General features: G+C 69.4%; 24 protein-coding genes. 9 read left to right on the top strand and 15 right to left on the bottom strand.

Translation table 11 applies throughout. The annotated features are described in order from the left end of the window. The first annotated feature begins 50 nt into the window (after window positions 1–50). From BM004_RS23210 to BM004_RS23200, 3 genes are all read left to right on the top strand, one after another. Window positions 51–1,391 (top strand): MFS family transporter, encoded by a 1,341-nt coding sequence (locus tag BM004_RS23210; protein WP_093130095.1) that lies wholly within the window; start codon window positions 51–53, stop codon window positions 1,389–1,391. Between the two features lie 64 nt (window positions 1,392–1,455). Beyond that, on the top strand, window positions 1,456–1,653 hold the full coding sequence (locus BM004_RS23205; RefSeq protein ID WP_093217161.1) for a hypothetical protein: 198 nt from the start codon (window positions 1,456–1,458) through the stop codon (window positions 1,651–1,653). 265 nt (window positions 1,654–1,918) lie between these two features. Next, on the top strand, window positions 1,919–2,257 hold the full coding sequence (locus BM004_RS23200) for a PRC-barrel domain-containing protein (RefSeq protein ID WP_093217158.1): 339 nt from the start codon (window positions 1,919–1,921) through the stop codon (window positions 2,255–2,257). A gap of 84 nt (window positions 2,258–2,341) precedes the next feature. On the opposite strand, the gene BM004_RS41500 is transcribed toward BM004_RS23200, so the two are convergent. Continuing rightward, on the bottom strand, window positions 2,342–2,500 hold the full coding sequence (locus BM004_RS41500) for a hypothetical protein (RefSeq protein WP_177206580.1): 159 nt from the start codon (window positions 2,498–2,500) through the stop codon (window positions 2,342–2,344). A gap of 403 nt (window positions 2,501–2,903) precedes the next feature. On the opposite strand from BM004_RS41500, the gene BM004_RS23190 reads away from it, so the two are divergent. Then, entirely contained in the window at window positions 2,904–3,098 is a 195-nt protein-coding gene (locus tag BM004_RS23190) for a hypothetical protein (protein ID WP_093130098.1), read from the top strand. A gap of 19 nt (window positions 3,099–3,117) precedes the next feature. On the opposite strand, the gene BM004_RS23185 is transcribed toward BM004_RS23190, so the two are convergent. The 3 genes from BM004_RS23185 to BM004_RS23175 are packed head-to-tail and all read right to left on the bottom strand — an operon-like array spanning window position 3,118 to window position 4,841. Further along, window positions 3,118–4,266 carry a YihY/virulence factor BrkB family protein gene (locus BM004_RS23185; RefSeq protein WP_256220003.1) on the bottom strand — a complete coding sequence of 383 codons (1,149 nt, stop codon included), beginning with the start codon at window positions 4,264–4,266 and terminating at the stop codon, window positions 3,118–3,120. Window positions 4,267–4,317: 51 nt separating this feature from the next. Then, window positions 4,318–4,659, bottom strand: coding sequence for a hypothetical protein (locus BM004_RS41495; RefSeq protein ID WP_177206579.1), 342 nt, complete (start codon window positions 4,657–4,659; stop codon window positions 4,318–4,320). A 32-nt stretch (window positions 4,660–4,691) separates the two neighbouring features. After that, on the bottom strand, window positions 4,692–4,841 hold the full coding sequence (locus tag BM004_RS23175; protein WP_093130100.1) for a hypothetical protein: 150 nt from the start codon (window positions 4,839–4,841) through the stop codon (window positions 4,692–4,694). A gap of 272 nt (window positions 4,842–5,113) precedes the next feature. On the opposite strand from BM004_RS23175, the gene BM004_RS23170 reads away from it, so the two are divergent. Next, entirely contained in the window at window positions 5,114–5,581 is a 468-nt protein-coding gene (locus tag BM004_RS23170; protein ID WP_093217151.1) for a GNAT family N-acetyltransferase, read from the top strand. Next, on the top strand, window positions 5,578–6,222 hold the full coding sequence (locus BM004_RS23165) for an FMN-dependent NADH-azoreductase (protein WP_093217148.1): 645 nt from the start codon (window positions 5,578–5,580) through the stop codon (window positions 6,220–6,222). The genes BM004_RS23170 and BM004_RS23165 overlap by 4 nt, the downstream gene beginning before the upstream one ends. Window positions 6,223–6,238: 16 nt before the next feature. Here BM004_RS23165 and BM004_RS23160 read toward each other — a convergent pair whose 3' ends face one another. The 10 genes from BM004_RS23160 to BM004_RS23115 all read right to left on the bottom strand — a co-directional run bounded on the left by BM004_RS23160 (window position 6,239) and on the right by BM004_RS23115 (window position 16,572). Beyond that, on the bottom strand, window positions 6,239–7,408 hold the full coding sequence (locus tag BM004_RS23160) for an acyl-CoA dehydrogenase family protein (protein WP_093217145.1): 1,170 nt from the start codon (window positions 7,406–7,408) through the stop codon (window positions 6,239–6,241). Further along, window positions 7,405–7,965, bottom strand: a complete 561-nt coding sequence (locus BM004_RS23155; RefSeq protein WP_093217143.1) for a nuclear transport factor 2 family protein — start codon at window positions 7,963–7,965, stop codon at window positions 7,405–7,407. The genes BM004_RS23160 and BM004_RS23155 overlap by 4 nt, the downstream gene beginning before the upstream one ends. Next, window positions 7,962–8,354 (bottom strand): VOC family protein, encoded by a 393-nt coding sequence (locus tag BM004_RS23150; RefSeq protein WP_093130104.1) that lies wholly within the window; start codon window positions 8,352–8,354, stop codon window positions 7,962–7,964. Before BM004_RS23150 ends, BM004_RS23155 begins: the two co-directional genes overlap by 4 nt. Next, the gene (locus tag BM004_RS23145) at window positions 8,351–9,115 is read right to left on the bottom strand and encodes an SDR family NAD(P)-dependent oxidoreductase (RefSeq protein WP_093130105.1); all 765 of its coding nucleotides are present in this window, start codon (window positions 9,113–9,115) and stop codon (window positions 8,351–8,353) included. The genes BM004_RS23150 and BM004_RS23145 overlap by 4 nt, the downstream gene beginning before the upstream one ends. Then, window positions 9,112–11,253, bottom strand: coding sequence for an acetate--CoA ligase family protein (locus tag BM004_RS23140; protein ID WP_093217140.1), 2,142 nt, complete (start codon window positions 11,251–11,253; stop codon window positions 9,112–9,114). Before BM004_RS23140 ends, BM004_RS23145 begins: the two co-directional genes overlap by 4 nt. Before the next feature lie 3 nt (window positions 11,254–11,256). Further along, a complete protein-coding gene (locus BM004_RS23135) occupies window positions 11,257–12,018 on the bottom strand; it encodes an enoyl-CoA hydratase/isomerase family protein (protein ID WP_093217138.1) in 762 nt (253 codons plus the stop codon). Then, on the bottom strand, window positions 12,015–13,145 hold the full coding sequence (locus BM004_RS23130) for an acyl-CoA dehydrogenase family protein (protein WP_177206578.1): 1,131 nt from the start codon (window positions 13,143–13,145) through the stop codon (window positions 12,015–12,017). The genes BM004_RS23135 and BM004_RS23130 overlap by 4 nt, the downstream gene beginning before the upstream one ends. A gap of 9 nt (window positions 13,146–13,154) precedes the next feature. Beyond that, entirely contained in the window at window positions 13,155–14,363 is a 1,209-nt protein-coding gene (locus BM004_RS23125) for an acyl-CoA dehydrogenase family protein (protein ID WP_093217135.1), read from the bottom strand. Window positions 14,364–14,458: 95 nt separating this feature from the next. Continuing rightward, on the bottom strand, window positions 14,459–15,442 hold the full coding sequence (locus BM004_RS23120; protein WP_093217133.1) for a flavin reductase: 984 nt from the start codon (window positions 15,440–15,442) through the stop codon (window positions 14,459–14,461). Window positions 15,443–15,480: 38 nt separating this feature from the next. Then, the gene (locus tag BM004_RS23115; RefSeq protein ID WP_093130111.1) at window positions 15,481–16,572 is read right to left on the bottom strand and encodes an LLM class flavin-dependent oxidoreductase; all 1,092 of its coding nucleotides are present in this window, start codon (window positions 16,570–16,572) and stop codon (window positions 15,481–15,483) included. A 99-nt stretch (window positions 16,573–16,671) separates the two neighbouring features. Between BM004_RS23115 and BM004_RS23110 the strand changes: the two genes are divergently transcribed. Then, window positions 16,672–17,583: a LysR family transcriptional regulator gene (locus tag BM004_RS23110; protein ID WP_093130112.1), complete on the top strand. Its 912-nt coding sequence runs from the start codon at window positions 16,672–16,674 to the stop codon at window positions 17,581–17,583. A 26-nt stretch (window positions 17,584–17,609) separates the two neighbouring features. Here BM004_RS23110 and BM004_RS23105 read toward each other — a convergent pair whose 3' ends face one another. Further along, entirely contained in the window at window positions 17,610–18,512 is a 903-nt protein-coding gene (locus tag BM004_RS23105; protein WP_093217130.1) for an SMP-30/gluconolactonase/LRE family protein, read from the bottom strand. 108 nt (window positions 18,513–18,620) lie between these two features. Here BM004_RS23105 and BM004_RS23100 point away from each other — a divergent pair, with 108 nt between their 5' ends. Together BM004_RS23100 and BM004_RS23095 are read left to right on the top strand one after the other, a co-directional pair. Beyond that, window positions 18,621–19,880, top strand: coding sequence for a CaiB/BaiF CoA transferase family protein (locus tag BM004_RS23100; protein ID WP_093217128.1), 1,260 nt, complete (start codon window positions 18,621–18,623; stop codon window positions 19,878–19,880). Between the two features lie 76 nt (window positions 19,881–19,956). Beyond that, a complete protein-coding gene (locus tag BM004_RS23095) occupies window positions 19,957–20,922 on the top strand; it encodes a Bug family tripartite tricarboxylate transporter substrate binding protein (RefSeq protein WP_093217124.1) in 966 nt (321 codons plus the stop codon). Window positions 20,923–20,952: the final 30 nt, after the last annotated feature.

Genomic DNA, 20,952 nt, shown 5'->3' with positions numbered 1-20,952 from the left:
CGGCGCCTGCCGGACAGACTCGACGGCAAGACGACAAGGACTCCCCCAAAATGACCACCCTCGCCAATGCCGGCGGCGCCACCACGGCAGCCTCCGACGCCGACAACCACACGCCCTACACCTTCGAAGAGAAGCGCAAGCGCATCTTCGCCATCTTTGCCGCTTCGTCCGGCAACCTCGTGGAATGGTTCGACTTCTACGTCTACGCCTTCTGCGCGATCTATTTCGCGCCGGCGTTCTTCCCCAAGTCGGACCCGACCGTGCAGCTGCTCAACACCGCCGGCGTGTTCGCCGCCGGCTTCCTGATGCGCCCGGTGGGCGGCTGGCTGTTCGGCCGGCTGGCCGACCGCAAGGGCCGCAAGACCTCGATGGTGGTCTCGGTCACCATGATGTGCGTGGGCTCGTTGATCATTGCCTGCCTGCCCACCTATGCGCAGATCGGCGCCGCCGCGCCCGCGCTGCTGCTGGCCGCGCGGCTGCTGCAGGGCCTGTCGGTCGGTGGCGAGTACGGCACCACCGCCACCTACATGAGCGAAGTGGCCATGCGCGGACAGCGCGGCTTCTTCTCGTCGTTCCAGTACGTCACGCTGATCGGCGGCCAGTTGCTGGCCGTGGTGGTCGTGGTGGTGCTGCAGCAGCTGCTGGACGACACCGAGCTCAAGAGCTGGGGCTGGCGCATTCCCTTCGTGCTGGGCGCCCTGGCCGCGGTGGTCGCGCTGATGCTGCGCCGCACGCTGACCGAGACCGCCAGCAACAAGACCCGTGCCGCCAAGGGCGCCGGCACCATGCGCGAGCTGTTCACCCACCACAAGCGCGCGTTCCTCGTGGTGCTGGGCTACACGGCCGGCGGCTCGCTGATCTTCTACACCTTCACCACGTACATGCAGAAGTACCTGGTGAACTCGGCCGGCATGTCGATCAAGACCGCCAGCAACGTGATGACGGCCTGCCTGTTCATCTACATGTGCATGCAGCCGGTGTTCGGCGCGCTGTCCGACCGCATCGGCCGCCGCACCAACATGCTGCTGTTCGGCGCGCTGGGCGCGCTGATGACGGTGCCCGTGCTCAGCAACCTGCAGAACGTGGGCAGCCCGCTGATGGCCGGCGTGCTGATCACCCTGGCGCTGGCGGTGGTGAGCTTCTACACCTCGATCAGCGGCATCGTGAAGGCCGAGATGTTCCCGCCCGAAATCCGCGCGCTGGGCGTGGGCCTGTCGTACGCGGTGGGCAACGCCATCTTCGGCGGCAGCGCCGAGTACGTGGCGCTGGGCCTGAAGTCGATCGGCCACGAGTCCTACTTCTACTGGTACGTGACCGGCATGATGGCCCTCGCGTTCCTGGTGAGCCTGCTGCTGCCGAAGCAGGCCTCCTACCTGCACCACGACAAGTAAGCAGGCCCGTACGACGACAGAGGCGCCGGCCGGCGGCGTCACGGATCGGCTTTAAGCTCGTGCCATGCGCACGACGAAAGAGGTCCGGCTCTGTTGGGAATATCGGCTCGCCGCGGACACCGCACAGCACGCGGTGTCCACCGGCTGGATGGCCGACACGCCGGCCACCCGCGCGATCATGGAAGAGATGATCGGCAACATCGGCGGGCTCACCGCCTTGTCGAGGTGGTGGACGGAGGAACGGGAACGCCCGGCCGGCTGACGCAGTCACGCCTCTCTTCCCGCCATTCCTTCGCCCTTCCTTCGCCCTTCCTTCGCCCTTCCTTCGCCCTTCCTTCGCCCTTCCTTCGCCATTCCTTCGCCTCTTCTTCGCCTCCCTTCGCGCCTCTCGAATCACGCCGGGAAGAATCCCTACAGCGCAAGTCGCGCATCGCCGATCAGGCCCCGCCGCCATGCGCGAGAAACCTCCGGTCCTGGGCTTTGATGCAAGGTCGGCGCCTCCCAGACGTGCCGGCAAGGAGACAGCCATGGCGATCTCGGCAAATGTGATTTCTTCGGACCGGGTGGAGGGCACCAGCGTGTACAACGCGGCCGGCGACAAGCTCGGAACCATCGACGACCTGATGATCGACAAGCTCACCGGGCAGGTGCGCTACGCGGTGCTCGAGTTCGGCGGCTTCCTGGGCATCGGCACCGACCGCTACCCCATTCCCTGGAACGTGCTGAAGTACGACACCGCGCAGGACGGCTACGTCGTGCCGCTGGACAAGGCCACGCTCGAAGGCGCGCCGAAGTATGCCAACGCCAGCGTGCCGGCCTATGACGACAGCTACACCAGCAGCGTCAACAAGTACTACGGGTTCTGACGCGCTCGGGCATGCGGCACGCCCGCTTCCGGGCATGCGTAACGCCCGCTTCCGGGCGGGCCGCATGCCGGCTTCGTGCCGGCCTCAGTGCCCGGCCTTTTTCGGCTCGGCTGGCGCCGGTGCGGCTTTCGGGTCGCTGGGCAACTCGGCGGGCGTGCGCCCGTCGGGGTTCATGCCGGTCTTGGGCTCGGCGGTCTTGGAAGGGCTGCCGGGGGAATCGACGCTGCGTCTCTTCGTGGTCATGTCGGCCTCCTTGGCTTTGACTGTCTCTGTCTGCTGGGTGGATTGGATTGGATGTTTGCAGAACAGGATTTCAGCCTAGGCCCGCTCAGGAGCGCAGCGGTGAGACAAGCATCGCAGCGTGTGTAAGCGCAATCCTGCGGCGCGGCATTTGCCTTCATGGACGCATGACTGCACGCACAACGTGCACGACAGCAGCGAACGAGCCGCACGGCTTTGCTGTTCAACGCCGCAAGAAATTCCCACCTGATGCCCACTTCCATCAAGCGGCGTAGACAAAAGCAATAGCCGCAGATCATTCGCGGGGTGGCCTACCTCTTTCGATCATCGCGTTGCGGAAGCCGTCCTACAGACGCACCGCGGCCGCAGGCGCAGCCTTGGACCACAGGGTTGAAAGGCTTCGGCGATGAACACCATCCATGCGGAAGATCCACGCGAAGAAGTGAGTACAGAGCGGCGCGCCATGGGCTGGTCGGCGGTGCCGATCGTGCTCGCACTCGCACTGCTGGCCTGCGAGGCCTTCACCGACCCGTCCAGGGGTTTCGAGGCGCGCCTCATCGAGACGCTCGCCGTGATGGCCGACCACGCGCCGCTGAAATAAGCGGCGCCTACCAGCTCTCTCATACCGCCTGCCGGGGGCGGACGCGCCGCTTGCGGCGGGAAAGCATCCTGCTGGCCACGCTCACCACCGCCAGCACCATCAGCTGGCGCGCCAGCGCCGACACCGCCGTGCGCGTGCGACGTTCCACGAGGCGCTGCGTCTTCCGCAGCTTCGCGTCACTGCCCGGCGCCGGCCGGCCCACGGCATCGGTCCCCGCCTCGGCCTGCCGCGCGGTCTTGTCCGTGGCGGCCTGGGCCTTGGCCGCGGCCACCGAGCCGTGCGTGCTCGCGTAGACCTTGGTGAACTCCGCGCCCAGCAGGAAGATCTGCGCCGCGTAGTACACCCAGGCCAGCAGCACCACGAGCGAACCGGCCGCCGCGAACGACTCGGTCACGCCGCTCTTGCCCAGGTAGAGCCCGATCAGCACCTTGCCGACCTCGAACAGCACCGCGGTGACGACGGCGCCGATCCACACGTCGTGCCACGCGATGGGCGCGCTCGGCATGAACTTGAAGATCATCGCGAACAGCAGCGTGAGGATGGCCAGCGACACCAGCACGTTGATCGACTGCAGCAGCAGCTCCCAGCCCGGAAAGAGGCCGGTGCTCCAGCTGCCGAAGGCCGCCAGCGCGGCGCTGACGATCAGCGACACCATCAGCAGGAACGCGAGCCCCAGGATCAGCCCGAACGACAGCACCCGCGCGCGCAGCACGCCCCACACGCCCTTGGGCTTCACACGCTCGGGCACGTGCCAGATGCGGTCGAGCGCGCTCTGCAGTTCGGCAAAGACCGTGGTCGCGCCGACGACCAGCACGCAGATGCTGATGGCGCCGGCGATGAGCCCGCGCGATGGCTCGCTGGCGCTGCGAATCAGGCCTTGCACGGCCAGCGCGCCCTCCTGCCCGATCAGGCCGGACAGCTGCGCGGCGATCTGCCCCTGTACCGCCTCGGCGCCGAAGAGCGCACCCGCCACGGCGATGACGATGACCAGCAGCGGCGCGAGCGAGAACATCGTGTAGTACGAGATCGCCGCGCCCATGCTGGGCGCGAAGTCGTCGATCCACGCCATCACCGCGTCCTTGCACAGGCGCAGGAGCTTCGCCAGCGTCGATGCGGGTCGCGGGTCAGGTTCGGGCGCTGCGGTGGGCAGGGTGGTGGTTGAGGTCAAGGGCATGCTCCGGGGCGAAGTCAATGTCTCGCCTCGCCGCGGACCGCCCGGTCAGTGCACGCGCCGAAGCTTCGTGAGCGCATAGCCCACGGCCAGCGCCGCGCCGCCAGCCAGCACGCCGGCGCCGACCGCCTTGGGCACCGCGGAGCGCCACGACCGCCTGGCCGGCGCGGCATCGCGCAAGCCCTGCGAGCCATGGGACGCGGGATGCACGGCCTTGCTCACGCTGACCGACACCGGGTCGCTGGCCGGAAACGACTCCTCCAGCCCGTGGTCGATGGCCGGCTCGGTCGGCGTCTCGGTGACGGGCTTCGTGCGTTCGGGCGACGCGGCCGGATGATGGGCCGATGTGGGAAACGCAAACACGCCGGGGTTGGGGGCGGTGGTGCTCATGTGTGTTCTCCTGGGTTGGTACGGGGCCGTCGTCAGTGGCGCTTGAAATACTGGACTTCCCGTTCGTGCTGCTGCGCTTGCGCGAGCGAGTCGAAGGTGCCGAGGTTGCGGCGCTTGTGGGTCTTGGGATCGACCTTGCGGGCGTAGAGGCGGTATTCGCCTGAAGCGAGTTTGCGGATCATCGAAAGCTCCTTGAACGGTTCATGGGTTGGAAGATCGCGAACCTTCAATCTGGGCGGCGCTGCGCACGCTCGGTGTCGGACAATTTCACCTGCCGTTGCGGGAACCGGTGCGCGGCCTCATGGCATCGAACGGCCAGGCCGACGTGCCGGGGCGCGCTCGACAACGCCATGCAGCGGCCTGCATGGCCCAGTCCAAAATGCATTTCTTGGGCCTGTCGCCTGGGCCTCTTCATCGCCAGAATTCCTTGATGCCATCTGACCAAGGACAAGGAATGAACGCCACACCGACGATGCCAGCCGGCTTCGCCATCCGCCACGCCGAGAGCGAGGCCGAACTGCAGGCCTGCTGGAGCGCCATGCACCAGCTGCGCCCGCACCTGCAGAGCGCGCAGGACATGGCGCAGCGCGTGCACCGCATGCGCGAGGACGGCTACCGCATCCTTGCCGCATGGCGCGGCGAAGAGGTCATCGCGCTGGCCGGCTACCGCCTGCAGGAAAACCTGGTCTACGGGCGCTTCCTGTACGTCGACGACCTCGTCACGCTCGAGAGCGAGCGCGGCGGCGAGTGGGGCGCGCGCCTCATCGACGCCACCACGCGCATCGCCGAGGAGGCCGGCTGCATGAAGCTGGTGCTCGACACCGGCCTGTCGAACGCGCTGGCCCAGCGCTTCTATTTCCGCCAGGGCATGCTGACCGGCGCCATGCGCTTCAGCAAGGTGCTGCAGGGAGCCGCGCGATGAAGGCGATCGGCAGCATCCTGCACATCACGGCCAGCCCGCGCGGCAATGCGTCGTTCAGCGTGAACTTCTCGCAGCGCATCGTCGAGCGGCTGCTGGCGCGCGACCCGAATGCGGCCGTGGTGCGGCGCGACTTCGGCGCCATCGGCTTGCCGCACGTGGACGAAACCTACGGCCACACGCTGGCGGGCTCATGGCCGCTGCGGCCCGACGCCTGCGAGCGGCCCGGCTCGCTGGCGCAGTCCGAGCGGCTCATCTGCGAGCTCGAGGCGGCCGACGCACTCGTCATCGGCACGCCGATGCACAACTACACGGTGCCGTCGGTGCTGAAGGCCTGGATCGACCATGTGCTGCGCGCACACCGCAGCTTCGGCTTCTCGGCCGAGGGCAAGGTCGGACTGCTCGCGGACCGCCCGGTCTACATCGCGGTGGCGTCGGGCGGCGGCTACACGGGCGAAGGCACGCTGCAGCCCGACTTCCTCACGCCCTACCTCGAGGCGGTGTTCCGCACCATCGGCATCCGCGACCTGCACTTCTTCCCGCTGCAGCGCACGGTATTGGGCGCCGAGGTGCTGGCCGAGGCGTTGCGCGGCGTGCAAGCGCTGCTCGACCGCAAGCTGCCGATGCCGCTCGCAACGGCCTGAGCGCTCCCCTGCGTTCTCAGGATGCCGCGGCGTCCTTCGCGGCCAGCGCCAGCGTGCGCTTCGCGATGTTGACCAGGTGGATCTGGCTGGTGCCCTCGTAGAGCCGGAACAGCCGCACGTCGCGGTAGAAGCGCTCGGCCACGTTGCCGGCGATGAAGCCGCTGCCACCGAAGACCTGCACGGCCCGGTCGGCGACGCGGCCGCACATCTCGGAGGCGAAGAGCTTGCACATCGACGCCTCCATGGTCACGTCGATGCCGTCGTCGCGCTGGCGCGCCGTTTCGAGCACGAGCGCGCGCGCCGCATGCACCTCGGTGTTGCTCTCGGCGATCATCTGCTGCACCAGCTGGAACTCGCCGATGGGCTGGCCGAACTGCCGGCGCGACTGCGCCTGCCGGGCCATCTCTTCCACCAGCCGGATCGCCGGGCCGATGCACAGCGCGGCCAGGTTGATGCGCTGCTTGTTCAGCGTCTTCATGGCCGTGCGAAAGCCCTGCCCTTCCACGCCGCCCACGATGGCAGACGCCGGCACGCGCACCCGCTCCAGCGTGACCTCGCCCACCGGCGAGCCGTGCTGGCCCATCTTGCGGTAAGGCTGCGAGGTCGACAGGCCCGGCGCGCCTCGTTCGACCAGGAAGGCGCTGATGCCCGCAGCACCCTTGGCACTCATGTCAGTCCGCGCGAACACGGTGAACAGGTTCGCGATCGGCGCGTTGGTGATGAAGCACTTCTGCCCCGTGATGACGAAGCTGTCGCCATCGCGCACCGCCACCGTCTTCTGCGCCGTCGCGTCCGAGCCGGCCTCGGGCTCGGTGAGCGCGAAGCAGCCGGTCAGCTCGCCGCTGGCCAGGCGCGGCAGGTAGTGGCGTTGCTGCGCCGGCGTGCCGTCGACCACGAGCGATTCGGAGGCGATGCCGGTGTTGCCGCCGAAGCGCGCACGGAACGCGGTGGCGACCTGCGAGACCTCGAGGTTCACCAGCGTGAGTTCTTCCGTGGTCAGGCCGGCGCCGCCGAAGTCTTCGGGAATGCTGTGGCCGAACAGGCCGATGTCGCGCATGCGCTGCACCAGCGGCTCGGGAATCTCGTCGTCGGTGTCGACCTGTGCTTCGACCGGGCGGCATTCGTCCTGCACGAAGCGGCGCACGGTGCCAAGCAGGGCCTGGAACTTTTCTCGGTCTCTGATCATGTGTTCGTTCCGTTGTCCGCTGCACCTGCATCGCGTACATCGCGCAGCAACGCATACAGCATGTCGTGCGGCGCCGCGCAGCCCACCGGCTGGCGCGCGCCGAACAGCACGGCGTCGCTGCGCACGAGCTCCGGCCGCTCGCGCTCCTCGATCCAGTCGTACACCACGGTGCGCGCGGCAATGCGCCACTCGCCCAGACGGCGCTCGAAGCGGTCGAGGTAGCGCCCGCACAGCAAGGTGCGCCTGGCGGGCGCGTCGGCCGGCGCCTGCAGCGCGAAGAAGCCGCTTTCCACCGCGGCCGTGCTGCCGTGCAGCTCGATCGAGATGTTGTTCACCTGGTGCACGCGCCGCCCGCCCTGGCGCAGCCGCTGCAGCGCCTGCGTGATGAAGCCGTCGGCGCTGCCGTTCCACGCGCCGTGGCAGTCGGTGGCGTCTTCCCAGTAGGCCGAGCGCAGCGCCTCCTCGTCGACGCGGTCGATGCCGCGGCAATAGCGGAACAGGCACTCGCGAATGGCCTCGCGGTCGAGCAGCGCCTGCAGCGGTGCGCGCGGGTTCATGCCGCCGGGGCCGCGGCGCGCTTGAACAGCTGCACCACGTTGCCTTCGGGGTCGCGCAGCGACATCACCGCGCCGTGCGAGCCCATGTCGCGCGTGCCGATGACTTCGCCGCCCGCGCCGGTGATGCGCTCCTGCGCGCCGGCGAAGTCGCTCACCTCGAACACCATCACCAGGCCCGACGCGGCCGGTGCGGCTTCTTCGGTGCAGGCCAGCGCCACGCTGGTGTTGCCCACGCCGTACTGGAACCAACGGTCCTTGTCGCGGAACTTGAGCTTCAGGCCCAGCGCCGATTCGTAGAAGGCATGCAGCTCGGCCGGGCGTTGCGCGACCACGTAGACGTTCTGCAGGCGCAGCGGCGAAGGGTCGACAGGAGTGCCTTCGGTGCTCACAGCGAGGTCTCCGACGCACCGCCGTCCAGGCGGATCACCTCGGCATTGACGAAGCGCGAGCCGTCGCCGGCCAGGAAGCAGATGGCGTCCGCAATGTCTTCCACCGTGCCGAGGCGGCCCAGCGGCGTACGTGCAATGCGCCTGGCGTCGAGCTCGGCATTGCGGTGCTTGGCCGTGCCTTCGGTCGGCACGGCGCCGGGTGCCACGGCGTTCACGCGGATGCCCCGCGCGCCCAGGTCGGCCGCCGCGGCGCGGGTGATGCCGAGCACGCCGGCCTTCAGGCCGCTGTACACCACCGAACGCGCGGGCGACTTGAAGCCCGCGATGGAGGCCACGTTGACGATGGAGCCGCCGCGTTCCGGGTCCATGACCTCGGCCGCGGCCTGGATGCCCCAGATCACCGACTTGAAGCCGATGTCGACCATGCGGTCCATCACCTCGGGCGTGACTTCCATCAACGGCTGGTAGCGCACCCAGGCCGCGTTGTTGACCATCACGTCGAGCCGGCCGGCTTCGGCGTGCAGGCGCTGCACGGCCAGGCGCATGCCGTCCCGGCTCGACACGTCCTGCGGCACCGCCACGGCCTTGCCGCCGAGCCGGTGGATTTCGGCGACGGTGTCTTCCACGAACTCGGCCTTGAGGTCGTTCACGCCGACCGTCGCGCCCAGGCGGGCGAAGGCCAGCGCGGTGGCGCGGCCGATGCCGTGGCCCGCGCCGCTGATGAAGGCCACGCGGCCTTCGAGGGACAGAGGTGCATTCATGGCTTGTCTTTCGTTTCGGGCACCAGCAGCGCGTCGAGCGCGAAGGCACCTTGCCCGTGGTCCAGGACCACCAGCGGGTTGATGTCGATCTCGCAGACGCTCTGCGCATGCCGCGCGGCGAACTGCGACAGCGCCGCCACGGCGCGCGCCGCGGCCGCCACGTCGGCCTTCGGCCGGCCGCGCGCGCCGTCCAGCAGCGCGAAGGCCTTGAGCGAGCGCAGCATCTGCATCGCCTGCGCCTCGGTCACGGGTGCCACCTGCAGCGCCACGTCGCGCAGCACCTCGGCAAAGATGCCGCCCAGGCCCACCATCACGACCGGGCCGAAGACCGGGTCCTTCGTGGTGCCGAGGATCAGCTCGGTGCCGCCCTGCGCCATCTGCGCGACCAGCACGCCGGCGATGCGCGCCCGCGGCGCCTTCTGCGCCACGCGGGCCAGCATGGCGTCGTACGCTTCGCGCAGCTGCGCCTCCGAACGCACGCCGACCACCACGCCGCCGACCTCGGTCTTGTGCGCGATGTCGGGCGAGACGATCTTCAGCACCAGCGGAAATCCGATGTCGCGCGCGGCCGCCAGTGCCTCGTTCCAGCCGCTGGCCGTGACTTCTCTCAGCACCGGAATGCCGGCCTGCGCGAGCACGGCCTTGGCGCTCGCTTCGTTGGCAAAGGCCTCGGGCGGCAGCGCTTCGGGCGAAGGCGATGCCGTCGGCGCCTGCACCTGCTCGCCGCGCGTGCCCAGGCGCACCAGCGCCGCCAGCGTGGCGCACGCGGCGTCGATGGTCTCCACCGTCGGCAGGCCCATCTCGTTGAGTTGCGCGATGGTCTCGCGCGGCGCCTTGCAGCACAGCAGGATGAGCCGCGACGGGTGCGCGCGGCGCACCTCTTCCAGCGCGGCGATGTACACGTCGCGCAGGCGCGGCATCTGGAAGGCGTAGGCCGACTGCAGGATCACCGCGTCGCAGCTGGCGTCTTCCGCCACCGCCGACAGCACCTGCACCAGCAGCTCGGGCCGGCTCGACACCTGGGCCGTCATGTCGACCGGGTTGCCCGGCGATGCGTACGGCAGCGCCGCCACGATGCGCTGCTGCGTGGCCGCGGAGAGCTTCGGCAGTTCCAGCCCCTGCGCGCTGGCCGCGTCGGCCATCAGCACGCCGAAGCCGCCGGATGCGGTGACCAGCGCCACGCGGTTGCCCTTGGGCGCGCGCGCCGTGCCGACCACCGACACGGCATGGCCCACCTCGAGCAACTGCTCGATGCTGGGCACGCGAATGGCGCCGGCATTGCGCAGCACCACGTCGAACACGGCGTCCGAACCCGCGAGCGCGCCGGTGTGCGAGGCCGCCGCTTCGCTGCCCGCCAACGACACACCCACCTTCAGCACGACCACCGGCTTGCCGGCCTCGCGCGCCATGCCCAGTGCGCGCACCAGCTTGGGCGCGTCGCGGCAGGTTTCCATGCAGCACAGGATGACCGAGGTGGCCGCATCGGTTGCCAGCGAGGCGATGCCGTCGGCAATGTCCACGTCGCATTCGTTGCCCGTGGTCAGCAGGCGGCTGATGCCGATGCCGCGCTCGGCGGCCAGGCGCATCGTGTAGCTGCCGAGGTTGCCGCTCTGCGACACGATGCCCACGGGGCCCGCGGCCGGAAAGGCCGACTCCAGCGCCACCGAGAACGTGGCGATGCTCTTGTCCGCCACGCCGATGGAGCCCAGGCAGTTCGGCCCCACCACGCGCATGCCCGACGCCCTCGCAACCTCGCCGATGGCCGCCTGCAGGCGGCTGCCTTTTTCGCCCATCTCCGAGAAGCCGGACGACAGGATGACGGCCGCGCGCACGCCGCGCGCGGCGCAGTCCTTCACCGCCTCGAGCACCGCGTCGGGCGGCACCGCCATCACGGCCAGGTCGGGCACCGACGGCAGCTCGGCCACGTTCGCATAGGCGGGGAGCGACTGCACCGTGCCGCCCTTGCGGTTGACCGGGTAGATCGCGCCGCGGTAGCCGTACTTCTGCAGGAACTGCAGCGGCCGCCCGCCGATCTTGGTCACGTCGTCGGACGCGCCGAAGATCGCGATCGAGCGCGGCTTGAAGAGCGCCTCCAAACCCCTGCCAACTTCAACGTCTACTTGGACACCTGTGGCCATCGCTCAGCGCCCCTTGAACACGGGCGGGCGCTTTTCCAGGAAGGCCTGGCGCGCTTCCTTGGCGTCCTCGGTGCGCGACAGCGCCATGGTGATGTTCTGCTCGAAGCGGTAGCCGTCGCGCTGCGGCATCACGTCCATCATGTTGGCGGCCTGCTTGGCATAGGCCAGCGCAATCGGGCTCTTGGAAGCCATCTCCTGCGCGAGGCGCAGGGCGGTGGGCATGAGCTCGTCCGCGGGCACCACCTCGTCGAGCACGCCGCGGCGGTACAGCTCGGCGGCCGGCACGCGCATGCCGGTGAAGAACATGTGGCGCGTGAACGAGCGCCCGAACATGGTCCGCAGCATCGAGACGCCGCCGGCCAGGCCCACGTTGATCTCCGGCATGGCGAAGCTCGCATCGTCGGACGCCAGGAAGATGTCGCACGCGGCCATCAGGCCGAAGCCCGCGCCCAGCGCCGGGCCGTTGACGGCCGCGATGACGGGCTTGGCGCACTCGCGGATGGCGTTGCCGGTCTCGCGGGTCCAGCGGTTGTGGTCCAGGAAGTCGCCGGGCTTGTCGGCCGAGGGGCGGTCCTTCAGGTCGGCGCCGGAACAGAAGAACTTGCCGGTGCCGGTGAGGATGGCCACGCGGATGTCGTCGCGCTCGGAGACCTCGTCGAACACCTGGATCAGGCGATGGCGGGTCTCGCGGCTCAGGGCGTTGACGGGCGGCTTGTCCAGCCGCACGACGGCGACGAACTCGGAAACTTCAAGACTGACGCTCATGACGAACTCCTGGAGACGGGGGACATGCCGCCAGCGGTTGCCTGCGCAACGGCCGCTTCGGCGGGGGAATAGAGCAGGCGCGACGCATGCGTCATGCGGTCGCCGTAGCGGAACTCGGAGGCCAGCAGGCGCTGCGCCATGCGGGTGGCCAGCACCTCTTCGCTGACGCCCATGCCGCCGTGCATCTGGATGGCGCCTTCGGCGCACAGCCGAGCCGTCTCGGCCAGCGCGACCTTCATCAGGCGCAACGTGCGGCGCAGGTTGGCGGCACCCCGCTCGTGCTCCTGGAACGCATGCAGCATCAGGCCCTTGGCGCAGAGGTAGCGCACGTACATGTCCGCCGTGCGGTGCCGCAGCACCTGGAACGACGCCAGCGCCACGCCGAACTGGCGGCGCTCCTGCAGGTGCTTCACGGTCTGCTCGATCAGCGTGGTGAGCGCGGCCACGGTGTCGGCCGCGGTGAGCAGCAGCGCGGCGTTGTCGGCCTGTTCGATGGCCGCGTCGGCCGCGGCGCCGCGTGCGATGCAGGCCACCGCCGGCACCGTGACGCCGTCGAGCCTGAAGTCGGCGCTGCGCCGGCCTTCCATCGTGCGGTAGGTGGCCGCGGGCGCGGGCATGTGCTCGAGGTCGACCAGGAACAGCGCCGTTTCATCGCTGCCCTGCAGCACGGCGGGCACGATGTAGTGCGTGGCCGCGAGCGACACGTCCACGCCCTTCACCTCGCCGGTGAAGGCGTAGCCGATGTCCAGCTGCTTCGCCGTGACGGCGATGTCGTCCAGCGAGGCCGAGAGCGCCGTCAGCGGCGCGATCTTCGCGCTGCCTTCGCACACCGCCTCGAGCCAGCGCGCGGAAATGTCGGCGCCAGCCGCCTGCAGCAGCAGCGGCGCGACCGCGCAGGTTTCCACCACGGGCAGGTGCACGCCGTGCGCGGCCAGCCCGACGACGATGGAGGCCAGGTCGCCCAGCGTGCCGCCGACGCCGCCGGCCGCTTCGGGCACCAGCGTGCAGGTCCAGCCCATCTCGCGCACGGGGTCGGTGCCGGCGAAGTCCTTGGTGTTCTCGTTGTCCTGCGCGAAGCGCGCGGCGGCGTCCAGCAGCATGCCGGGAAACAGGGGGGTGAATGACATCGACACTTTTCAGGCTCCCAGCAATTCATTGGCAACGACGGTGCGCTGCACTTCCGACGTACCGCCGGCGATGGTGCGGGCGCGGGTGAACAGGTAGTTCTGCACCCAGGCGGCGCCCGGCTCACCCTCTCCCTGGTCGACCAGGAAGCGGTGCGCCGCATCGGGCCCCACCGCGTCGAGCGCGATGGTGGTCAGGCGCTGCGCCACGTCGCTGCACATCAGCTTGATGACCGACGGCTGCACGCCCAGCGGGCGCTGGTTCTTCAGGTCGTCGGTGGCGTTGGCGAGCAGCACGCGCGCGCCCTTCACGTCGGCCTCGGCCAGCAGCAGGCGGTAGCGCAGGCTGCTGAAGTCGCGCTTGCCGGCGGCCGCCTTGGCGGCCTCCTCGACCACGCGCGTGACCTGCCGGCGCACCAGCTCCAGCCGCGCCACGTTGGCCGGGGGCAGGCGCTCGCGCTCGAGCAGGAACTTGGCGCAGGTCCAGCCCTTGCCGACTTCGCCGATGAGGTTGTCGGCGCGCACGCGCACCTCGTCGAAAAACACCTCGTTGAGGTGGTGCCAGCCGTCGATGGTGTGGATGGGCCGCACGGTGATGCCGGGCGTGTCCATGGGCACCAGGATCAGCGAGATGCCGTCCTGCTTCTTGGCCTCTTTCGAGGTGCGCACCAGCATGTAGATCATGTTGGCTTCGTGCGCGTGCGAGGTCCAGATCTTCTGGCCGTTGATGACGTACTCGTTTCCGTCCAGCCGCGCGCTGGTGGTGAGCGAGGCCAGGTCGGAGCCCGAGTTCGGCTCGCTGTAGCCCTGGCACCACCAGTCGGCGCCGTCCAGGATGCGCGGCAGGAAGCGCGCCTTCTGCTCGGGCGTGCCGAAGCGGATGATCACCGGGCCGATGTGGCCCAGGCCGTGGTGGTACAGCGGCGGGCAGTCGGACTCGGCCATCACCTCCTCGAAGACCAGCCGCTGCGTGATGTCCCAGCCGGTGCCGCCGTGCTCGCGCGGCCAGCTGGGCGCGCCCCAGCCCTTGGCGGTGAGGATCTGCTGCCAGCCGAGGTACTCGCGCTTGGTGACTTTCTGGCCCGCGGCCACGACGGCGCGGATCTCGGGCGGGCATGCGCTGCGCGCGAAGTCTTCCAGCTCGCGGCGAAAGCCGGCGTAGGCGTCGGCTTGCGCGCCGGCATCGGTGCCGGTGTCGTTCGGGGTGTCGGTGTTCGACATGTTGTCTCCTGTCCTGTGGTCCGGGCGCAGCGCTTGCCGCGCCATCGATTTCGTCGATGCGCCGCCGGCGGCGGCGCATCGGGGGCCTGGCGTCGCTAGGCGGCCGCGGCCTGCACGGGTGCGTCCTTGCGCAGCTTGGTGATCAGCTCGTCCAGCGCGGCCACGGCGCCGCCGGCGTCGCGCCGGCGCAGGCACTGCACCACCTCGCGCCGCAGCGGGAACAGGTCGGGGCGCGGCAGCACGGGAATGACGTGGGTCATGCGTTCGCGCAGGATGGTGGTCATGGTCTGCGCCATGAGCGTCAGGGCCTCGTTGTGGCCCGCGTCGGCAATGGCGCAGAAGAAGCGGCTGGCCGACTCGATGCGTTGCGCGAGCGTGTCGCTGCCCTGGTGGCGCTCGATGTCGTCCACCGCCATCTCGATCGCGTCGAGCTCGGCGTCGGTGGCGCGCTCGCTGGCCAGGCGCAGCAGCGTGCCGTACAGCGTGCGGTAGGCCTCGTCCAGGTCAGCCGAGCCCAGCCGCCCCTGCACGACCAGCGTGCGCAGCGACTCCGCCAGCATCATGTAGGCGCCCTTGTAGAACACCAGCGCGTGGTCGGCGCCGCCGCCGCCCATGTGCTTCACCTCGCCGATGAAGACGTGGTGGTCGCCCGCCTCGTGGCAGGCGTGCACGCTGCACTCGAAGCTGGCCAGGCAGTCGTCGATCACCGGCATGCCCAGCGGGCCGGCGCGCCAGGCCACGCCCTCGAACTTGTCGGCGATCTTGCTGGAGGCGAAGCGGCCCGACAGCGCGTCCTGGCGCTGCGACAGGATGTTGATGGCGAAGCCCTCGGCCGCGCGGAAGGTGCCCAGCAGGCTGCTGGCCTTGCGCAGGCTGAACAGCACCAGCGGTGGCTCCAGCGACACCGAGCTGAACGAGTTGCAGGTCAGCCCGACCGGGCGCCCGCCGGCGTCGCGCGTCGTGATGACGGCCACGCCGGTCGGGAAGCAGCCGAGCAGCTGGCGAAACAGCGTCGGCTCGATCGGTGCGACCTGCGCGGCGGGCTCGTCGCGGGCCACGTCGGAAACGGCATGGGTCATGGCTTTCCCCTCGGGTGAGTCACTGGGCCGGCGCCGCTTCAGGCCGCGGCGAGTTCGGGCTGGACCTGCGCCACGTGCGGCGGGTCGTTGGCAATCTCGCGCTGCACGGCGGGCATGATCACCTTGGCCCACAGCTCCAGCTGGCGCAGCATGGTCGGGTGGTCGAAGTCGCCCATCTGCGTCTGGAACGCGTAGTGGCAGGGCTTGAGCGTGCGGATTTCCTTCACCACGCGCTCGATCACCTGGTCCACCGAGCCCACCGGCAGGTTGGCGCGCATTTCCTCGAGGCTGGATTCGCCTTCGACCGTGTTCTCCTCGACCTGGTAGTCGTCGGCCACCTGCGCGGTGCGGCGCTTCAGGCTCACGGCAATGCGGCGCTGGAAGCGGGCGCAGTCGAGGTAGCGCTCCACCTCGTCCTTGTTGTCGCTGGCGTAGGCCGCGCGCAGCACGCCGACCTTGATCTGGGCCGGGTCCTTGCCTTCGGCGAGCGCGACCTTGTCGATCAGGTTGCGGGTCTGGCGCAGCTTTTCCACGCCGCCGTCGCCGCCCGAGACGAACACGTGGTGGCCGCCGCGCACCGCGCGCGTCACGAAGGTCGGGTCGACGCTGGTGATCCACATGGGCGGCATCGGCTGCTGCACCGCGCGCTGGCTGATGGCGCTCATGGGCTGCTGGTAGAACTCGCCGTCGTAGCTGAACTTGGGCTGCTTCAGGCCCAGCTCGAGCATGTCGAGCATTTCCAGCGTGCGTGCCTTGGCGGTGTCCAGCGAGACACCGAAGCGCTCGAATTCGAAATGCTGGTAGCCCGAGCCGATGCCCAGGTTGAGCCGGCCGTTGGACAGCTGGTCGACCATGGCCACGTCGGCGATGAGGCGCGCGGGCTGGTACAGCGGTGCGACGACAATGCCGGTTCCCAGCCGGATGTTGCGGGTGACCGCGGCGCAATGCGCGATCATGGTCAGCGGCGACGAGCACAGGCCGTAGTTGCTGAAATGGTGCTCGGCGTACCACGCGGCACCGAAGCCCAGCTCGTCGGCCACGCGCGTCTGCTCCACGGCGTCGCGCAGGATCTGGTGGGACGTCTTGTGCTTGTTTCGCTGCTGCATCAATATGAAGATTCCGAAATCCATCGCTGGTCTCCTTGTAGGCTTGGTTACGTGCTTTGATCGTAGGAGCGGGGCACCCGCCCGGCTCACCATGCTTCGCACAGCTTCTTTGCGCTTATTGAAATGAAGGCCCTCGATTCGCTGCGGATCTTCGTGATCGTCCAGAGGAAGGGCAGCCTCTCCGCGGCCGGCCGCAGCCTGAGCCTGTCGCCCGCCACCATCTCGCGGCGCATCAGCGCGCTGGAAGAAGAACTCGGCGTGCAGCTGGTCGACCGCACCAGCCGCAACCTGAAGGTCACCGAGGCCGGCCAGGCCTTCCTGGAGCACGCCGAGGTGGTGCTGGAGGCCATGGCGCGGGCCGAGGAAGCGGCCCGCAACTCGAAGCTGCTGCCCGAAGGGCGCCTGCGCATCCACTCGCGCACGCAGATCGGCCTGCGCGTCATCGGGCCGCTGCTGCCGGGCTTCGCGCAGCGCCACCCCGACATCCAGCTGGAGCTGGAGCTGTCGGAGCACCCTGTGAACCTGGTGGAGCAGAACTTCGACATCGACATCCGCACCGGCGAGTCGAACGACTCGAACTTCGTCATCAAGCGGCTGCTCAGCAGCGACGAGGTGCTGGTGGCGAGCCCCGCCTTCATGAACGTGCACAAGCGCATCCGGCACCCGAACGACCTGATGCAGGTGCGCTGCCTCACCTACAAGCGCGAGCACGAGGCGGTCACGTGGAAGTACATCGACGAGCAGGGCGTGCAGCAGGAGCTGGCGATCCAGGGCGTGCTGAACTCCAACAACGGCGAGCTGCTGCGGCTGGCAGCCATCGGCGGCATGGGCATTGCGCTGCTGTCGGAGCCCACGGTGCGCAGCGGCATCCAGGACGGCACGCTGGTGCGGCTGCTGCCCGAGTACCGCTTTGCGGTGCGCGCGTTTTCGAACGGCGTCTACGCGGTGTTCCGCCAGAGCCGCACGCTGCCGCTGAAGGTGCGCGCCTTCGTCGACTTCATGGCCGAGGCGCTGCGCGAGAACGACAGCGCCTGAGGCCCTGGAAAGCCTGAAGGAGCGCTTCAGCCGCCGAAGCGGTGCGGCGGCAGCCCGGGCGCGGGCAAGCCGCTCAGCTCGAACAACGCGCCGTCCTGCGGGCGGTCGCCCGAGAGGTTCGTGCTTTTCGAGAGCGAGGTGACGAAGGCTTTGTCGAGCTGCGCCCCGCCGAAACACAGGCTGGTCGGGTGCGTGGCGGGCAGCGCGATGACCCGTTCCACGCGGCCGTCGGGCGCGAAGCGCGCCATCTTGCCGACGCGCGGCAGCACGCTCCACACGAAGCCCTCGGCGTCCACGGTCGCGCCGTCGGGGCCGGAGGCGAAGCTTTCGGTCTGCGCGAAGGCGCGCTTGTTGGCGAGCGGCCCCGTGGGTGAGTAGTCGTAGGCCCAGATCGTGCGCAGCGGGCTGTCGGCCACGTAGAAGGTCCGGCCGTCCGGGCTGAAGCAGGGGCCGTTGGTCAGCGAGAAGCCTTGCGCCAGCAGCTCGACCTCGCCGCCGGGCCGCAAGCGGTACAGCCCGCCGCCGATGGGCTCGCCGGGCTGGCGGTGCACATGCAATGTGCCCGCCACGAAGTTGCCCCACGGGTCGCACTTGCCATCGTTGAGGCGCACGTCCGGGTGGTCGGTGTCGATGGACGCAAGCGTCCGCAGCGTGCGCGTGCCCAGGTCGTAGCGCGCGAAGCCGTGCTTCAGCGCCACCAGCACCGCGTCGCTCGCGCACAGCGCGATCGATCCGACGGGGGCGGGCAGGCTGTGTCGCTCCGATTCCCCGGTGTCCGGCCAGTGGCGGTACAGCGTGCCGGCGAGCGAATCGATCCAGCAGACCGCGCCCACGGTGCCCGCGGCACCCGCAGCGCGCGCGTCCCAGCAGGGGCTTTCGCCCAGCAAATCCCGGGTCGTGCCGAGCTCTCGAACAGTCCATGCGTCCATGGGACCGCAGTGTGGCGACAGACGGCGCGCGGCCGGTGGCGCATCGTGCAAAGCAGCTTTGCGCATCGTGCTTTCCCATGGCGCCCGCGCGCTCCTAGAGTCCGGCCGATGACCCAACCCACCGCTCCCCCGCCCCTGCAGGGCATCCGCGTCGTCGAGCTCGGCAACTACATCGCGGGCCCCGGCACGGCGATGTCGCTGGGCGATCTCGGCGCCGAGATGCTGAAGATCGAATCGATGGAAGGCGACATGTCGCGCCACACGGGCCACTTCGGCCACGCGATGCTGCGCGCCTACAACCGCAGCAAGAAGTCGATTGCGCTCGACCTGCGCCAGCCGCGCGGCCTGGAGGTCGCGCGCCGGCTGATCGCCGGCGCCGACGTGGTCGTGCAGAACCTGCGCCCGGGCGCCGCCGACGCGCTGGGCCTGGGCGCGCAGGCACTGCGCGCGGCGCACCCGGGGCTCGTTCACGTGTCGATCAGCGGCTTCCCGGCGGACGCGCCCTCGCGCGACCGGCCCGGCTACGACATCGCGGCGCAGGCCGAGAGCGGCCTCATGTCCATGACCGGCGAGCCGCAGGGCCTGCCGCAGAAGGTGGGCGCCACCATCATCGACACGGCCACCGTGCAGGTGGCGACGCAGGCCATCCTGGCCGCGCTGTTCCGCCGCGAGCGCACGGGGCACGGCGAGACCATCCGCGTGTCGCTGCTGGAGGTGGCGCTGAACCTGCAGCTGGCCAACTGGAGCGACTACCTGGTGCGCGGCGTGGAGCCCACGCGCAGCGGCGACGGCCAGCCGATGAACGCGCCGGCGGCCGACATCTTTCACACGCGCGACGGCATGGTCGTGATCTCGGCCTACGTGCAGGCGCACTGGGTGCGGCTGTGCGAGACCATCGGCTGCCCCGCGCTGGCTGCGGACCCGCGCTTTCTCACCAACGAGCTGCGCGTGCAGCACCGCCCGGCCATGAAGGCGGCCGTGAGCGAGCGGCTCGCGCACTACGGCACCGGCGAATGCGTGGACCTGCTCACGCGCCACAGCATCGTGGTGGGCGTGGTGCGCAGCTACGCCGACGCGCTGGCGGGCGCCGACTTCCGCGCCAGCCGCATGGTCATCGAGGCCGCGCCCAACGGCGACGTCCCGGGCTACGCCAGCTTCGGCCTGCCCTACGAACTGTGCGACACGCCGCGCCGCGCCACCCAGGCGGCGCCGGCGCACGGCGCGCACACGGAAGAGATCCTGCGCGAGGCCGGCTACGGCGCCGCGGAGATCGAAGCACTGCATGAGGCCCGCGTCGTCAAGGGGGTGAACCCGCCCGCACCGGCGTCAAACCTACAAAGCAGCTTTTCACACCTTGCAGCACGTTGATGCAACCCCGTCGATAGACTGGCTCGACGGTACTGGCCCGGCGCCATCGACCCTTTGAAAAGAGATCGGAGACAAAGTGATTCATCGAAAACTCATCGCCCCGCTGTTGCTCGGGCTGGCCTTGATGTCGGGTGCGGGCTCGGCGCAGGCACAGCAACCCATCCGCATGGTCGTGCCCTTCGCGGCCGGCGGCGGCACCGACCAGTACGTGCGCCTGCTGGCCTCCGAGCTCGCCAAGAAGGGCACGCAGATCATCGTGGAGAACAAGCCCGGCGCGAGCGGCATCGTGGCCGCCGACTACGTGGCCCGCTCCCGCCCCGACGGCCTCACGGTGCTGGTCTCCTCGCTCGGCACGCTGGCCAACAACACCGTGCTGTACGACAAGCTGCCCTACGACCCGAAGAAGGACTTCGCGCCCGTCACGCAGATCGGCTACCAGCCCGCGATCATCGTCGGGCGCACCGACCTGCCGTACAAGAACATCAAGGAACTGGTGTCCTACGCCAAGGCCAACCCCGGCAAGATCAACCGCGGTTCGCCGGGCGAGGCCATCCTCACCAACCTGGCGCCGCTGAGCTTCGAGAAGACCCAGGGCTTCAGCACCACGCACGTGCCCTTCAACGGCGACGCGCCGGCCGTGCAGGCGCTGCTGAGCAACACCATCGACATCCACGGCACCTCGCTCACGGGTTCGCTGTCGCTGATCCAGGCGGGCAAGCTGCGCGTGCTGGGCGTGATGGACAGCAAGCGGCTGCCGCAGGTGCCCGACGCACCGACCTTCAAGGAGCAGGGCTACGACTTCGAGGCGGTGCTGTGGTATTCGCTCTCGGTGCCCTCGGGCACGCCGGCCGATTCGATCCGCCGTCTCAACAAGGTCGTGAACGAAGTCATCGCGCAGCCCGACTTCGTGACCCGCGCACGCGCCATGGGCATGGAGCCGCGCGGCGGCACGCCGGAAGAGCTGGCGAAGTTCGTGCAGACGGAGTTCGAGCGCTGGGTGCCGATGTTGAAGAGCCTGAACCTGCCGAAGCAGTCGCACTGAGGCGCGACGGCCGGCGTGCGGCGCCGCGCA

The organism is Variovorax sp. OK212 (assembly GCF_900112425.1).
In the GTDB taxonomy this organism is placed as follows: domain Bacteria; phylum Pseudomonadota; class Gammaproteobacteria; order Burkholderiales; family Burkholderiaceae_C; genus Variovorax.
The sequence above is the reverse complement of the archived record's forward strand: the minus strand, read 5'-3'. Positions and strand labels throughout refer to the sequence as shown.

What these genes read in the sequence shown, in the direction of transcription:
- BM004_RS23160 (WP_093217145.1), bottom strand. Translation starts at nt 7,408, where the DNA reads ATGATCAGAGACCGAGAAAAGTTCCAGGCCCTGCTTGGCACCGTGCGC.
- BM004_RS41500 (WP_177206580.1), bottom strand. Translation starts at nt 2,500, where the DNA reads ATGACCACGAAGAGACGCAGCGTCGATTCCCCCGGCAGCCCTTCCAAG.
- BM004_RS23190 (WP_093130098.1), top strand. Translation starts at nt 2,904, where the DNA reads ATGAACACCATCCATGCGGAAGATCCACGCGAAGAAGTGAGTACAGAG.
- BM004_RS23130 (WP_177206578.1), bottom strand. Translation starts at nt 13,145, where the DNA reads ATGTCATTCACCCCCCTGTTTCCCGGCATGCTGCTGGACGCCGCCGCG.
- BM004_RS23105 (WP_093217130.1), bottom strand. Translation starts at nt 18,512, where the DNA reads ATGGACGCATGGACTGTTCGAGAGCTCGGCACGACCCGGGATTTGCTG.
- BM004_RS23125 (WP_093217135.1), bottom strand. Translation starts at nt 14,363, where the DNA reads ATGTCGAACACCGACACCCCGAACGACACCGGCACCGATGCCGGCGCG.
- BM004_RS23115 (WP_093130111.1), bottom strand. Translation starts at nt 16,572, where the DNA reads ATGGATTTCGGAATCTTCATATTGATGCAGCAGCGAAACAAGCACAAG.
- BM004_RS23135 (WP_093217138.1), bottom strand. Translation starts at nt 12,018, where the DNA reads ATGAGCGTCAGTCTTGAAGTTTCCGAGTTCGTCGCCGTCGTGCGGCTG.
- BM004_RS23155 (WP_093217143.1), bottom strand. Translation starts at nt 7,965, where the DNA reads ATGAACCCGCGCGCACCGCTGCAGGCGCTGCTCGACCGCGAGGCCATT.
- BM004_RS23140 (WP_093217140.1), bottom strand. Translation starts at nt 11,253, where the DNA reads ATGGCCACAGGTGTCCAAGTAGACGTTGAAGTTGGCAGGGGTTTGGAG.
- BM004_RS23170 (WP_093217151.1), top strand. Translation starts at nt 5,114, where the DNA reads ATGAACGCCACACCGACGATGCCAGCCGGCTTCGCCATCCGCCACGCC.
- BM004_RS23205 (WP_093217161.1), top strand. Translation starts at nt 1,456, where the DNA reads ATGCGCACGACGAAAGAGGTCCGGCTCTGTTGGGAATATCGGCTCGCC.
- BM004_RS23175 (WP_093130100.1), bottom strand. Translation starts at nt 4,841, where the DNA reads ATGATCCGCAAACTCGCTTCAGGCGAATACCGCCTCTACGCCCGCAAG.
- BM004_RS41495 (WP_177206579.1), bottom strand. Translation starts at nt 4,659, where the DNA reads ATGAGCACCACCGCCCCCAACCCCGGCGTGTTTGCGTTTCCCACATCG.
- BM004_RS23100 (WP_093217128.1), top strand. Translation starts at nt 18,621, where the DNA reads ATGACCCAACCCACCGCTCCCCCGCCCCTGCAGGGCATCCGCGTCGTC.
- BM004_RS23120 (WP_093217133.1), bottom strand. Translation starts at nt 15,442, where the DNA reads ATGACCCATGCCGTTTCCGACGTGGCCCGCGACGAGCCCGCCGCGCAG.
- BM004_RS23110 (WP_093130112.1), top strand. Translation starts at nt 16,672, where the DNA reads ATGAAGGCCCTCGATTCGCTGCGGATCTTCGTGATCGTCCAGAGGAAG.
- BM004_RS23165 (WP_093217148.1), top strand. Translation starts at nt 5,578, where the DNA reads ATGAAGGCGATCGGCAGCATCCTGCACATCACGGCCAGCCCGCGCGGC.
- BM004_RS23145 (WP_093130105.1), bottom strand. Translation starts at nt 9,115, where the DNA reads ATGAATGCACCTCTGTCCCTCGAAGGCCGCGTGGCCTTCATCAGCGGC.
- BM004_RS23210 (WP_093130095.1), top strand. Translation starts at nt 51, where the DNA reads ATGACCACCCTCGCCAATGCCGGCGGCGCCACCACGGCAGCCTCCGAC.
- BM004_RS23200 (WP_093217158.1), top strand. Translation starts at nt 1,919, where the DNA reads ATGGCGATCTCGGCAAATGTGATTTCTTCGGACCGGGTGGAGGGCACC.